This window comes from Pedobacter heparinus DSM 2366, assembly GCF_000023825.1.
GTDB lineage: Bacteria > Bacteroidota > Bacteroidia > Sphingobacteriales > Sphingobacteriaceae > Pedobacter > Pedobacter heparinus.
The window spans coordinates 2829840-2844299 of sequence record NC_013061.1; the positions used below are offsets into that span (position 1 = coordinate 2829840).

General features: G+C 43.4%; 13 protein-coding genes. 3 read left to right on the forward strand and 10 right to left on the reverse strand.

What is annotated here, in order from left to right; genetic code table 11:
- Nucleotides 1-14: 14 nt before the first annotated feature.
- Nucleotides 15-311 (reverse strand): Dabb family protein, encoded by a 297-nt coding sequence (locus tag PHEP_RS12070; RefSeq protein WP_015808251.1) that lies wholly within the window; start codon nt 309-311, stop codon nt 15-17.
- Nucleotides 312-431: 120 nt separating this feature from the next.
- Here PHEP_RS12070 and PHEP_RS21655 point away from each other — a divergent pair, with 120 nt between their 5' ends.
- Together PHEP_RS21655 and PHEP_RS12080 are read left to right on the forward strand one after the other, a co-directional pair.
- Nucleotides 432-1169 carry an AcvB/VirJ family lysyl-phosphatidylglycerol hydrolase gene (locus PHEP_RS21655; RefSeq protein WP_015808252.1) on the forward strand — a complete coding sequence of 246 codons (738 nt, stop codon included), beginning with the start codon at nt 432-434 and terminating at the stop codon, nt 1167-1169.
- On the forward strand, nt 1166-1843 hold the full coding sequence (locus PHEP_RS12080) for an alpha/beta fold hydrolase (protein ID WP_015808253.1): 678 nt from the start codon (nt 1166-1168) through the stop codon (nt 1841-1843). The genes PHEP_RS21655 and PHEP_RS12080 overlap by 4 nt, the downstream gene beginning before the upstream one ends.
- On the opposite strand, the gene PHEP_RS12085 is transcribed toward PHEP_RS12080, so the two are convergent.
- From PHEP_RS12085 to PHEP_RS12110, 6 genes are all read right to left on the reverse strand, one after another.
- On the reverse strand, nt 1840-4428 hold the full coding sequence (locus tag PHEP_RS12085) for a phosphatidylglycerol lysyltransferase domain-containing protein (RefSeq protein WP_015808254.1): 2589 nt from the start codon (nt 4426-4428) through the stop codon (nt 1840-1842). The two genes, PHEP_RS12080 and PHEP_RS12085, sit on opposite strands and share 4 nt — an antisense overlap.
- A gap of 105 nt (nt 4429-4533) precedes the next feature.
- On the reverse strand, nt 4534-5301 hold the full coding sequence (locus tag PHEP_RS12090; protein WP_015808255.1) for a LytR/AlgR family response regulator transcription factor: 768 nt from the start codon (nt 5299-5301) through the stop codon (nt 4534-4536).
- Nucleotides 5282-6373: a sensor histidine kinase gene (locus tag PHEP_RS12095; protein WP_202901244.1), complete on the reverse strand. Its 1092-nt coding sequence runs from the start codon at nt 6371-6373 to the stop codon at nt 5282-5284. The genes PHEP_RS12090 and PHEP_RS12095 overlap by 20 nt, the downstream gene beginning before the upstream one ends.
- Before the next feature lie 46 nt (nt 6374-6419).
- Complete coding sequence (locus PHEP_RS12100) at nt 6420-7421, reverse strand: NAD-dependent epimerase/dehydratase family protein (protein WP_015808257.1); 1002 nt, start codon at nt 7419-7421, stop codon at nt 6420-6422.
- On the reverse strand, nt 7418-8206 hold the full coding sequence (locus PHEP_RS12105) for an SDR family NAD(P)-dependent oxidoreductase (RefSeq protein WP_015808258.1): 789 nt from the start codon (nt 8204-8206) through the stop codon (nt 7418-7420). Before PHEP_RS12105 ends, PHEP_RS12100 begins: the two co-directional genes overlap by 4 nt.
- A complete protein-coding gene (locus PHEP_RS12110; RefSeq protein ID WP_015808259.1) occupies nt 8203-8772 on the reverse strand; it encodes a DUF6904 family protein in 570 nt (189 codons plus the stop codon). Before PHEP_RS12110 ends, PHEP_RS12105 begins: the two co-directional genes overlap by 4 nt.
- A gap of 353 nt (nt 8773-9125) precedes the next feature.
- Between PHEP_RS12110 and PHEP_RS12115 the strand changes: the two genes are divergently transcribed.
- Nucleotides 9126-9974: an EamA family transporter gene (locus tag PHEP_RS12115; RefSeq protein ID WP_015808260.1), complete on the forward strand. Its 849-nt coding sequence runs from the start codon at nt 9126-9128 to the stop codon at nt 9972-9974.
- Between the two features lie 38 nt (nt 9975-10012).
- Here the strand turns inward: PHEP_RS12115 and PHEP_RS12120 are convergent, their stop codons facing one another.
- From PHEP_RS12120 to PHEP_RS12130, 3 genes are read right to left on the reverse strand one after another with little or no spacing between them, the layout of a single operon-like run.
- Nucleotides 10013-11866, reverse strand: coding sequence for a M1 family metallopeptidase (locus tag PHEP_RS12120; protein ID WP_015808261.1), 1854 nt, complete (start codon nt 11864-11866; stop codon nt 10013-10015).
- A gap of 3 nt (nt 11867-11869) precedes the next feature.
- The gene (locus tag PHEP_RS12125; protein WP_015808262.1) at nt 11870-12481 is read right to left on the reverse strand and encodes a hypothetical protein; all 612 of its coding nucleotides are present in this window, start codon (nt 12479-12481) and stop codon (nt 11870-11872) included.
- 56 nt (nt 12482-12537) lie between these two features.
- Nucleotides 12538-13866 (reverse strand): PhoH family protein, encoded by a 1329-nt coding sequence (locus PHEP_RS12130; protein WP_015808263.1) that lies wholly within the window; start codon nt 13864-13866, stop codon nt 12538-12540.
- Nucleotides 13867-14460: the final 594 nt, after the last annotated feature.

The following is a 14460-nucleotide window of genomic DNA, read 5'->3' on the forward strand; positions in this document are numbered from 1 at the left end:
AAAGGTCATTACAGTTAATTTGCGTCGTAAATGGTTACCTTCTCAAAAAGCACCCGGAACTGGTCTAAGAATGCTTTATGGATTTCATGTACCTGGTAAACATCATGCGCAGCCAGGTCTTCAAAAAACAGGATCAGCGAAAATGTATAACTGGTATCTACAACAGCACGTTCAATTGGTGCAGGTGTCCCAATGTGGAAGGTTTTAACAACTTCGATATTTTCCAGTGATTCCAGGCCTTTGCGGAAAGCATTTTTTTGATCTTCTGTGGTGTCGGCCTTTAGCCAGAACAAAACGTGATGAGCTATCATTTTTCTTATTTTTGGCGAATATAGGAAATCCACAGCAATTCAATAAAATACCCGCTTAGATTAGGAACAATATTTGTAAAAGATTTTATAACTTATTCAGAGCTAAAAACACAACATATAGTGGCCAACAAAAACCTATACCTGCTAATTGTTACCAGCCTGCTCAGCCTATCGGGATGTAGCCTGTTAAAAAGAGAACGGGTGACCAGGCACAATGGCATTGCACGATCCGACTTTGATCTGCCTGTATTTGCTTATCCGGCGGCCGACAGCAATAAAACCGGAACTTTAATTGTTATGTTATCCGGAGATGGCGGCTGGCTCGATTTCGAAGATAGCCTCTCCGTTCAATTTTCCAAGGCAGGCTTTAATACTGTAGGATTCAACTGCCGCGATTATTTCTGGGAAAGAAAAACACCCCGGCAAACCGCTGAGGACCTATCCATGCTCCTTCATGTCTACATACAACAATATAATTCCACAAAAATTGTACTTTGTGGTTATTCATTCGGTGCAGATGTAGTCCCTTTCATATACAACCGGCTTCGCCCGCACCTTAAATCCAGAATAACGGCACTGGGCATGTTGTCGCCCTTTGCAACCACAGATTTTAAGGTCCATACCTCCGATCTGCTCAATATTGCCAAAGACAATAGAAAATATAAAGTAAAAGCTGAAATAGACCGCATCAGAATTCCTGTTTTTTGTTTTTATGGAAAAGATGAAGAACCAAAAGCACAGGAAAACATCCTGAAACCCGGTTTTTACCTTAAACTGCTGGCGGGCGACCATCGCTATGAAGAATCGACATACCAGGAGATCGTAAACACCCTCACCAATACAATAAATCAAAAATGAAATTCAAAATCCTGCTCTTTTTATTGATATTGACTTACCAGGACTATACGCAAGCCCAAACTGCTTATCCTACACACCCGCTGTTTAAAAGTTCCCATAAACCGCTTGTCCTGTTCTTAACAGGTGATGGTGGATGGAATACATTTTCTATGCAGGTAGCCGATGAACTGGGTAAAAACGGATATCCTGTAATCTCCCTCGATACCCGGAAATATTTCTGGGAACAAAAAACCCCGGCCGGCTTTGCGGCCGACGTCAATACAATTGTCAGCAAATACCTTAACCAATGGAATAAGGACGAGTTCTGTGTGGTAGGCTATTCTTTTGGTGCAGAGGTTGGCGCCTTTTTACCCACACACCTGCCCGCTGCAACACTCGAAAAATTTAAATCCCTTGTCCTGCTTTCCCCAGGCTATTCCAACAGCTTTGAAGTCCGCTTCATCAATATGATCGCCACTAAAAACACCAATAAGGACAAATATAAGGTATACCCCGAACTGCTGAAATCTAAAATCCCGGTATGGTGCATCTTTGGGGAGGAAGAAAAGACCGACATCAGCCAGGAATTAAAAGAGACAAACAAAATCCGGAAAATCACGATCCCCGGTTCGCATCATTACAATGACGATGTACAGCTTGTGGTAAGCGGGGCAATAAAAGGACTGGTCAATTAACTGCCTTCAGAAACACGTCTCAGGGCCGATGGCACCTGCAACAAATGGTAATTATGACTGTAAATCAAATATTTCTTTTCCCAGTTGGGATAAAACTTCTCCTTGTATTTTCTTAAACCCTTAAACTGCCCGAATACTTTAAAATTCTCGTAGGCATACTTAATTGTTTTCTGGGTAATGTTTACCTCTTCCATTCCCGATAAAGGTGCCAGTCCCATATTGACACTGGTATAACCCTGCTCTTTTAAATAAATAAAAGTTTTGGCCAGCAGCATATCCAGCACGCCGTTGGGTGCATCGCTGACCTTCCTGATCAGATCGTAGGTAGCCTCACCCGGCGCATAATCCGGTACCAGGTTCAAAAATGCATAAACCTTCTCTTCTTCATCCTCTACGGTAATGATCGTCTGCGTTTTTAAAATACTGGTATCAAAAACACCCTGGGTAAAAGCAACTTCCTTTTGGTGCAGCTCCGCCAGCCAGTTGTCCGATACCTTTTCAAGCTTTTGCAACAGGCCCTCCTTAATCGGTTCCTGGTAAACTTTTAAACAATAGCCTTCGGCAGTAAGCCTGCTGATGGCACTCCTGGTGGTTTTCATCTTGCCACCATCAAGTGTAAAACCAGTCAAGTCCAGAACAGCTTCTTCTCCTATAGGGATAAATTTATATCCTGCAGCAGTATACAGCTGTAAAGATTTTTCAGGCACGCGGTAATAGGCACTTATAAAACCATTCTGGGCACAGAAATCTTCAAACAGCCCGATCATTTCCTGTTGCGCCGTCTCAGTACCTGCAACGGGATCTTCCAGCACAATGGCAAAATGCCGTGTCACCTTAAAGCTGATAAAAGCCGTTTTGTCGGGCTTAAAGAATAAAAATTTATCGGGGTATACTTTAAAATAATCCAGTGCAGAAGAACCGTATTGCTGCAGCAACTGCCTCGCCAGGTCAAAATCCTGCTCAGAATTATAGGGCTTGGAAAAATAAGGCCTCAGTAAACTGAAAACTACAAAAAGGATCACTGCAGCCCCCGAGATATAGATGGAATCCTGAAAGCGCTCACCAAACCTGGTCAAAGGTGTCATTCCATGATAATCGATCAGAAAAAACAACTTTAAAACTGCTTTCAGCGCCTGCATAAAATGAAAGTCAATCCCAAAATGTCTTTTGTCTATGAAATAAAAGCCCAGTACCCCATAAGCAAGCAGGGCAAGTACTGCGTACAGCAACACCAGGTAATTGATGGAAACCAGTTTGGCATTGGGCTTAAGCTTATAGGAGCTTCTGGTATACCATAAAGCCGAAGCAGCAATAAAGGCCAGTAAGGCTTCCTCGTAATCCGCTGCCTTAAACAGGTGCCCGATAACTGAAAAAACAGTCAGAAACAAAGCCGTATACCAGGCTCGTCTGGAACCCTGTAACAAAAATATGCTGATGATAACCAGTATCAAGCCAAAAACCAGCACCAGTGAATTACTGGTAATGATCAGATCTTCTGGCAGCAGGTCTTTTACCATCCTTAAACGGGTAGGTATAGCTGGTGTAATTGCCGAAATGATGTTTACAATGCCCAGCACCAGGATAATGCATGCCGGTAGTATCCGCAGGATGAGGTTATCCTTTTTGGTGATAAAACTTATAATGCCCGCCAGCAGCGGAATCCAGAATTCAAAAAACCTGAACAGCAGGGTAATGGTTGCAGCAGCAAGCACCGGAAAGCCAAACTGCTGTAAAACAAAGGTCAGCGACAATTCTATTGCTCCCAGTCCCCTTAAAAAAGGCGATGCGATCAGCAGGATTACCATCACGATATAACCTATAATGGCTGCCGGCCAGCTGGCATCAAAGCCAAGGGCCAGCATAGAAATGTACAGGTGTACAATACCAATCACCTCTATGCCAACAGAGATCAGTAAAGTTATCCAGAATTGTTTTCTGTTGATCTTTTCATTGATCATGTCATCCAGAACGGTAGACAGCGAGGGCCGCATCCTGGAAAGCCAGCGATAGGCACGGCCTTTTACAGAAATAGAATAAACAAGTAAAATAAAACCTGCCGTAAGCAACAACAGAAAAACAAAGCCCAGCAATTCGGCATTCCCTAACCTGGTAAACAACAGGGCGATGGCCAAAACCGGGACCGCTACTATAACTACCGAAAGGATACTGCAAAAACCAAATAAAGTAGAGGCCAGATGAATCTGTGATTTGCCTACCCCCTTCTCCTCTATCTCTTTCGTAAAAAACACCAGTGATGAAAAACCACCCGCCGGTAAAAAAACACTCACCAGGTTTCTTTTAAGAAACAATTTAATGGCCAGCGCCAGCGAAATCGATTTGTTTAAAGCTTTAAAACTGTACACATACATCAGTCCCTGAGCAAGGATATAAACTACAGTCAGCACCAATCCCAAAACAATGTAGACAGGTTGGCTGCGTTCCAGCTCCGCCTTGATCTTTACCACCTCAATGTGTTCCTGCCGGATAAAAAAGATCGCCATAGCAATCATAAAAATTGCCAGAAACAACTGCCAAAAAAACTTGTTGTAAACCAATCTCGAGAGGTATAACCTGGCTTTGTTCATATTGCAATTCTAAAAAAAGATTATGAATAGCATGTCTTTTTTTTAGCTTTTTATTTTGCCTGCTTTAAAGCTTCAATACTAAAACGGTTAAAAGCCAAAATAGTTTTAATTAACCACAGCCCGGCCCTCCAGCCAGGCCTTAAAACTACTTACCCTTTCCCTGCTGATGATCGCTTCCATATCGGTGGCCGGAAACAACTGTATCACAAACCTGCTGTTGTAATAAGTGGTGATCTTTCTTATGGCATCTATATGAACAATAAGCTTTCGGTTAATCCTGAAAAACAACCGCTGGTCTAGCAGCTTCTCCATCTGTTCCAGCGAATAATCCAAAGGTATCTCCTGCCCAGTCATGTTTATTGCCCGGGTAAGGCCATCCAAAAAATATATATAGGCAATATCCCTTGCTTTCACATATACCAGCTGGTTGTTTATCTTGCCAATAAACCGGGTGTGTTCTCTTTTAAAGAACTCCTCGGCAATCTGTGAAATGTTCAGGGCCGGATTCGCCGGTACCTTAAAATACTCATATTTTTCAATGGCCCGCTGTAAATCCTTTACATCAATCGGCTTCATTAAATAATCTACGCTGTAAACTTTAAAAGCCTGCAGGGCAAAACTATCATAAGCAGTGGTAAAAATAATCGGGGTATGGATCTCCTTTTGCTTAAACAGTTCAAAACAGTTTCCGTCTGAAAGCTGGATATCCATAAAAATCAGTTCAGCAAGGTCTTCATGCACATTAAGCCATTTTAATCCTTCTTCTACCGACTCAATAACCGCCAGCACTTCAACAGTTTCAAGGCATTTTTGCAGCAGCTGGATCAGCCTTTCTGCATTGTGTTTTTCATCCTCAAATATGATGATCTTCATAATTATTAATTATAGGGACTTTTACAATAAATTCATCTTCGGTTTCGGTAATTTCTATCCTTTTATCACTCGTCAGTTCATACCTTTTGCTGATGTTGTCCAGCCCAACACCTATCGAATGCTGAAGCCCTGTACGCTTTCTCAGGTCGTTCGAAACAATTAATGAATCTCCAACATCTTTTATATTGATATGCAAGGGGTCATTTGCCGAAAAACGGTTATGCTTTACCGCATTCTCCACCAGCATCTGCAGCGTAGCCGGTGGCACCATGCCCCTGTTCCTCACCTCCTCGTCTATGTCAATATTAAAAACAATGCTGCTCTGGTGCCTTATCCTGATCAGAAAGGAATAGGATGCTAAAAACTCAAGCTCCGTACGGATAGATACCAGGTTCTCAAATTTTTTGTCCAGAATGTACCTGTAGCTCTTCGCCAGTTGTGTAATGTATTCGGCCGACAGGTCGGCACTCTTATACACCAGGTTGGTCAGTACACTTAAGGAATTAAAAAAGAAATGTGGATCAATCTGGCTCTTCAGCACATCATACTTCGCCTGTATGTTCTCCCGCATCAGCCGCTCCGCATTCAGCTGGCTTTCTTTCCAGTTTTTGTAATAGAAAACGATGCCGCTATAAGCCAGGATCAGCAGGTAAAACATAAATGAACCAAAATAAAGGTCATAGCTCAAACTCGAAAAACTATTCCAGGCCTCGTATTTATGGTAAAGAAAAATATCAAATACCGAATAACAAAAGCCAAACAAAAAGCTGGATAACAAACCATAAACGATAAGGCTAAAACACAAAAACAGTAGCTTATAGGAAAGGTTATGGTTAAAAACATGTTGTTCCACATACTTAGAGACCCTCACTGCCCCTTCCCATGCCACCAGGCCCACCAGCACAAACATTAAACTGAAAGCCTGTGCCCTGAAAAGAAATGGGTTAAAATTTTTAGGAAACGTAAGGTCAAAAGATTTAAAGATGATACTGAATATAAACAGGACAACCGCCCTGATCCCATATTTAAATATTTTACTTTGAAAAACCGCTTCCACTTGCGTTGCATTCATTTTTAATAACATTATGATAAGCGAACCAATTAGCATCCCACAAAATCTAACAATAATTATTGTCCCTGAACCAGTTCAGCGCATTGCCTATCGCCTTTTCTATAGGTGTATAGCGCAGTCCCAGTTCCCGTTCAGACTTTTTGCCGGAATAGTAATTGTACAGGCAAAGCATATAGGCCGATGAATAATTCAGTTTAACTGATGTCTTGCTCAATACACCAAGCAATGTACCCATTATTCCCGTCATTTTTAAAACAAAGCCGGGAATGCAGATTAAGGTGGGCTGCTGACCAGAAACTTTGTTCAGCAATTTAAAAAATGTCCTGTAGCTTAAATTTTCGCCTGCCAGCAAATAACAATCGCCATTTTTCCCCAGCTTAAGCGCATTTACAATACCCGTGCAAACGTCATTGATGTGCACAAAATTCTTTCCGCCCGGCGGATAAAAAACAAAACGCTTGTTCATACCGTGCAGGATGAGTTGTCCCGAACTTGGTTTTGCATCGCATTGTCCGATCATAAAGGTGGGATTCAGAATTACAGCTGGCAAAGCTTTGCCCGCAACCTGTTCCAGAACATACTGCTGCGCAATGTATTTGCTGCTGATATAACCCGAGCTCAAATGCGAGAGCCGGAAAGAACTCAGCTCATTTGCAGGCCTGTCTTTATCGCCATGGCCAATGGTATTGGCTGTGCTGATGTAGATCAGCTTTTTGACCCTGTACTCTAAACAGGCATTTACCACATGAACAGTCCCCTTTACATTCACCTGTTCATAAGTTTTAAAATTTACCCCCCATTGCGCGGTTACCGAGGCAGTATGGACCACATAGTCGCATCCCTTAACTGCATGAAAAACCTCATCTTCATTACTGATATCTCCGTAATATACCTCACAGGGAATATCTGCCACAATGGCCATATCGGCCGAGGGCCGCATCATCAGTTTCACTTCGTAGCCCTGCCGGAACAGCTCCCTTGCCGCATTAGAACCCAAAAACCCATTCCCCCCGGTAATCAGTACCTTATTTGTCCTTTGTAAACTCATTTAATGGCCATCTCCTTTTTAACTGCTTTAGATACAATTTTCAGCTTGGTCTCTACGGGTAGCAAACCCATAATGCGGTGGTTGATCCTGTTCCAGAAACCAGGGATAATAAGGGCCTTGCCCACCAGGGTTTTCTTCAGTGCTATTTCCGCAATCGCTGAGGTGCTGAGCAGGCCCATCCGGCCTTTTATTCCCTGTTCCATGATCCTCGCTGATACGCCCGAATTGGTCATGATGGGTCCAGGATAAACCACACTTACAGATACACAGGTATCACTCAACTCCTCCCTTAAGCCCAGCGCAAAAGATGAGATAAAAGCCTTCGATGCCGGATATACCGTTTTATAAGCTATCGGGGTAAATGCAGCCATGCTCGAAATGTTCATGATATAGCCCCTGTCCTGTTTCAGCAAGCCGGGCAAAAGGATTTGCGTAATCAGCACCATACTCCTGATGTTGACCTGTAAAATCCTGTCAATGGCTGTAAGCGGGCTTTCAGTAATGGCAACGGTTCCACCAATCCCCGCATTGTTGATCAGAAAATTGATCTCAAAGTTTTCAGCAATATAATTCAGCTTTTCAACCAGCAAAATGCTGTCGGTCATGTCAAACTCAAATACTTCGATCTTAATCCCAAACTCCAGCATCAGGTTTTCGGCCAGTGATACTGTATTGCTGGCCGGAAGCGCAATCATAATGATGTTCATGCCCAGCCCGGCGCACTGTATAGAGAATTCCCTGCCCAGCCCGGCACTCGCGCCTGTAATCAATGTATACCTGCTCATCTCAGTGGTCTGCTTTCTTCAAAATAAACACTCAGATATTGTTGTACCTTCTTTAAGGAATCGCGGTCAGCACCCACCTTAAAATCTGAATCCTTATAGCTAAAATTTGCTATAAAATGCCTGATGTTCAAACATACAAATCGTTTTCCTATATAATGATGGATGCCTGTTACATCCGCCTTATCTATTCCCGAAAGGGTTTTTCTGCACAGGTATTCCAGCAATTGTATATTGATATCGTCCAGCTCATCCAGTACCGCATACTCGGCAAGCGACCTCATCAGGCTGTTGATCATCAGCAGTTCCATCCAGCTGCAGCCAAAACCGTAATGTGTACAGGCTTTACGCTGTACCACATACTGCTCTACCAGTTCCTTACCCAGATAGGCCTGTTCTATTTTTTCCAGAAAATCAACCAGCAGGTTTGAAGCATCTGTAGCTTGCAGCTCATAATCAACTACCACACTGATAATTTTTCTCACTGTGCCATGCAATGCGATAAGATCAGACAGCTCACCAGAGAGCCTGATCCCTGATCCGTTTTCAAAAAGACAACTCTTTAACATAATGTGCTTATTTGTACCCTGCAAAACTGTACATATATTTACCGGGGAAAAACAAATAAAAGACGAGCCGTCAATATTTCAGCCTGAGTTGTAAAAAAAGAGTACTCAAAAGAAATTGGCCTTAAAAGAGAAACGGGAATAAAGTCGGAGAGACTATTCCCGTTTATAAGGTCGATCCACCACAGATCAACCTAAACCAAACTAAACCGATACGATAAGAACAAATAACATGCCAAAAAAACAAAACCCCAAAATTCCCCTGTTTTCATCTTCAGCCTGACATACAGATGTCAGATAACTGATCATAAAACCATAATTTTGTCTACAATTGTTAACGCTGCTACAATTCTCCTATGAAAACAATAAAAATTCCTCCATTGCCCGCTGTACTCCTGGCCATCATCAGTGTACAGGGTGGTGCGGCAATCGCCAAAGGCTTATTCCCACTGCTTGGCGCTGCGGGCACTGCTTCTGTAAGGATAGGGTTCTCGGCCATCATCCTGCTTGCAGTCTACCGGCCAAATTTAAAACAGCTTAGCCTGCAACAATGGAAAACAGTGAGCGCTTATGGCCTTTCACTGGGTGCTATGAACCTTATTTTTTACCTCGCCATAAAAAGGATCCCGCTGGGTCTGGGTGTAACGCTCGAATTTATCGGACCTTTGCTCCTGGCTGTACTAGGCTCCAAGCGGGCAATTGATTTTCTATGGGTGCTCCTTGCAGCCATCGGTATTGCCTGTATTGCACCATGGAACGAAAAAGGTGCCGACCTGCTGGGCATGTTCCTGGCCCTGCTGGCCGGTGCGTTCTGGGCAGGCTATATTGTACTGGGCGGCCGCATCTCCAAACTGATGGACGGCGGCCAGGCTGTAGCCATTGGTATGGTCTTCGCCTCAGTTGTTGTATTGCCTTTTGGTATTGCCGGTGGTATATTGAACCACTTTAGTCCAACTATGCTGTTCTCGGGCATTGCGCTTGCACTGCTCTCAAGCGCCATCCCTTTTACCTTAGAGATCAACGCCCTACGAAAAATACCTGCCCGTACTTTCAGTATTTTAATGAGCCTGGAACCTGCTGTAGCAGCAATATGCGGACTCCTCTTCCTGAATGAAATACTTTCTTTTCATGAATGGCTGGCCGTGGCCCTGGTGATCATCGCCAGCGCCGGGGCTACCCTTACAAAAGGAAAGCGGAACCTTTAAATCATAAAGGTCCCGCTTTCCATGTGTGCTGATCTATTTTATTTCAGCAGCTTGTCAATAGCCTGATAAGTCATAGGATGATAATTTCCTCTGGCAATTTTATAAATCTCTTTAGCAGTTTTTGTGCCCTCAGGAGTTTTCAACAACGCTTTATAAAGTGGAATGATGTGCCACATCCGTCCGTTTTCTATTAAGTACGACCTGATCCGCTGATCGGCTGCAGTATAATGGTGACGAATGGCCAAAGTATACCAGCCCAGTTGTACATCCGTATTGTTGGAAGCCGTAAAATGAAACTCTTTATCCAGTTCCGACATTTCCGTAGCGGTCAAATCTGCGGGAAGCTGACTGATAAAATAACGTTTCTCATTGCTCGACACAATTTCCTTACGCAAACCGGTCAGCTGTCCGGTTTTTCGCCATCTGCCCAGTAAACCATCAATTACCTTAAATCTTTCTGAGCCAACCGCAACAATATTAGCAGGAATTCCAGGACCATACACCCAGGCTTTAACATTGATCTTCTGCTCCAATTCCCCGTCGCCCTTAATCAAGTTCTTATTCAAATAGTCTAAAAACTGCTCGGTAGTCAGCGATTGAAAGGCATGGGCATCAAAATAACTCCTTAAAAAAGCATCAAATTTTTCCCGGCCCACAGCGGCCTCAATGCCCCGTAAAAAGAAATACCCTTTTTCATAAGCAATGTCATTGGTGCCCTCATCCGGGTTCCGGCCGCTATAATCTGTTTTTAAATGGGTGTCCTTACTGCCTGCCCCCATATCCGAAATCGCATCATCTAAAGCATGTCTGGCAAAAACGGCCTGCATGTCCGCTTCATGCTTACCATACAGTTCTTCATCAATCCTGCGCTCAAAATAATTGGTAAAGCCTTCATTTAACCAGAAATCATTCCAGGTTGCATTGGTAACCAGGTTTCCACTCCAGCTATGTGCAAGCTCATGACAGATGATACTCACCAGTGAGCGGTCGCCGGCAATAATAGTTGGTGTAATAAAAGTCAGGTTCGGATTCTCCATTCCCCCAAAAGGGAAACTGGGTGGCAGCACCAGCAAATCATATCTTCCCCATCGGTACGGACCGTATAATTTTTCTGCAGCCGTAACCATTTTACCCATATCAGCAAATTCCCAAACGGCTTTCTGTAAAACTGAAGGCTCAGCATACACACCCGTACGGGAATCTACAGCTTTAAAAGTAATGTCACCCACCGCCAATGCCAGCAAATAAGATGGAATAGCATGCACCTGTTTAAAATGGTACACACCACTGTCGTTTTTTACGGTAGGGTTTTCAGCACTCATCAATGCCAAAAGTTCTTTTGGCACCCTAACCCTTGCATTATAGGTAAAACGGATACCGGGACTGTCCTGACAAGGAATCCAGCTGCGTGCAGCAATGCTTTCCGACTGGGTAAATAAATAGGGATGCTTTTTACCTGCAGTTTGCCGGGGTGTTAACCATTGCAGGGCACTTGCCTGCTTATCCGTAGTATAGTAAATATTCACTTGCCTGGTATCAGCTGAAATGGCCACTTTCAGTGCCTTGCCTATAAACTCCTTCTCTTGTCCGAAACTAAAAGTAGTGCTGCTTTCATCAGCACCCAGGCTAACCTTTTCAATATTGAGTTTACTGTCGTCAAAAACAAGCTCAGTCGCCCCCGCACTGTTATCAATTGTCCAGCTGGCCTTTCCTTTAATTTGCTGCTGCTCAAAATCAACCGCTATATCCAGGTCAAGGTGCTTCACAAAAGCAGCCGCGGCATTGGCATAAGAATGCGGGTCAGCTCCCCCTTCTGATAAAGCTGTTTTATGGTTTTCAGGCTGACAGGCAAGTATCATCAGAACAGGGATAGCTAAAATAAACCACTTCATATTTTATTTTAAAGCACTGGTATTCAGGTTTTTCATAAAACCTTCCAGCTCTTCTAAAGTATAGCCTTCGCCATCAAGGCTGATAGAATACCTGTCTTTATACAAATATTTAATTGACGAACGTACCGATTGGTCTGTCTTTGTGTCCTCGGTCACCGAACGGATCCCGTTCACTTCTTTGGTCTTGGTTTTTGTACCATTGGATTCGGATTCAGTATCCATACTCAAAGTCATAGCCATCAAAGAAACAAGCGCACTTCCGGTTTCACCTGCACCGTCCATCACCCCAACTTTTATATATTTGGTATCGTCACCGTAAGTTGCATCTATTGAACTCAGCCCGGTAGTGCCCAGGGCCCCTGCACTAAAGCTTTTTCTTTTTAAACCACCCAGTGTTTCAGGAACAACCGCTTTTAACTCATCGTTGGTCAAAGGGGTCATTTTCTTTAAAGCATTGCTCTGCTCTTCCATCTTTTCTGCAGCGCCCGACATCTTTTTCAGGTTACTCACGCCTTCCACCGCACTTCCAATACCTGTGCTTTTTTCTTCTTTGTTTGAATTACCGCAGGACACCATAAAAAATGCCATACCTGCTATCAGTGTTTTTCTAAGCATAGATTTATATTTTATTTGATATCGAAAGTAACAATTTCTTTTTTAATTGCACAGCATTATAAAAGGTCGTTGGCCAGATTGGCCAGCTCACTCCGCTCCCCCTTGTCCAGCGTAATGTGGGCATACAACGGATGGTCTTTTGCATGTTCAATCAGGTAAGACAAACCATTGCTCTCCGCATCCAGGTAAGGGGTATCTATCTGGTAAATGTCTCCGGTAAAAATGATCTTTGTATCCTCTCCTGCCCTGGATATGATGGTCTTAATCTCGTGGGGCGTTAAGTTCTGCGCTTCATCCACTATAAAAAAGATCTTGCTCAGGGTCCTTCCCCTGATATAGGCCAGCGGGGTGATCACAATCTTTTCGGTACTCACAAATTCATCAATCCTGGCCTGCATTTTAGGATCATCGTTAAACTGCTCTTTTATGAACCTCAGGTTGTCCCATATCGGGGCCATATAAGGGTCAATTTTTGATTTTACATCACCGGGTAAAAAACCGATATCTTTATTGCTCAGGGCAACAATAGGCCGGGTTACATAGATCTGCCGGTAGTCTTTACGTTGCTCCAGTGCGCCTGCAATGGCCAGCAGGGTTTTTCCCGTGCCCGCCTTTCCCTGTATGGTAACCAGTTTAATATCCGGGTTTAGCAATGCATTTATGGCAAAGGACTGCTCATCGTTGCGTGGGGAAATGTTAAATATAGTACGCGGGGCGACAGGGAAAAGACGTCCCAGAGCCGCATTGTACCAGCTGGCTGTTGTTTTTCGCTTCCCTTTTAAAATACAGAAATGATTGGCTTCCCTGTCCTGCATGTCCAGGCCCCCTGCATCCACACTTTCTCCGGCTTTCAACAGCTTAAACAATTCATCCGGAACATTCGTCAGCACTGCTTTTCCGGTGTACAGTTCATCTACATTTTTAATTTTACCGGTTTCGTAATCCTCCGCGTAGAGTTCCAGGGATTTAGCCTTTAAACGCAGGCATATGTCTTTAGACACCAGTACCACCTTCTTTTCAGGAAATTCCTGCTTCAGTCCCAATGCCGCATTCAGTATCCGGTGGTCAAATTTTCCCTTCCCAAAAACAGCTTCTGCATCAATTTGCCCGGGTACATTATCCATTACCACTTTAAACCGGCCATGTTTACTTCCATTTAAAGGGATCCACTGGTTCATGATCCGCTCGCCCGAAGCATGGTCCATCAGCCTGATGAAACTCCTGGCTTCCGCATTGCGGGTTTCATTGCCGTTTTTCATGTTGTCCAGTTCTTCCAGTACCTGTATCGGAATGGCCACATCATGCTCCTTGAAATTGTTAAAAGCATTGTGATCGTAGAGGATCACCGAGGTATCTAAAACGAAGATCTTTTTTTCTGTACTCATGATGTATAAAAATAAAGAAAAGATTTGTATCCCGGGGGCTAAAAACAATTAAAGCACCCCTACAGGTGCCTTAACATTGTTATTAATTGGGGGGAATTAACGCTAATGTAAACACATACATTATCATAATGAAATAATTTTTTATCATTATCTGTAACATAATTAAAACACTACATTAATTTAACCCTCAGAAAGGTTTCCAATATCGGGAAATGAAAATAACAGTAATGGGAACAGAAAAACGCATAAAAAGAAAACGGAGCCCTTCTTCTTTCGATTCTGGTTCTCCGTTTTCACCTTTCCTATGGCCGTGGCCACAAAAAAAGCATCAATTCGTCTTTTACTTAACAATACGTAATGTTCTTCAGTCCTTGCGAACTTTGAAATCCGTTATCCTTACTCCGGTCTGTCATTCCCTTAGAAATGCGCAGTGGTGTAGTGTCTGTCCTGGTGTCAGTGCTATTCATTCGCCTCTCGGCTCCTGATGTGTAGGTCTGCTTCGCTGTCTCCTTTGAATTCGATCCTTACTGATCCTTCGAAAATCCCAGAAACTTTTGCCCGGAGGCTCCTGATTCTTTTTGGAATGTTTCTCAG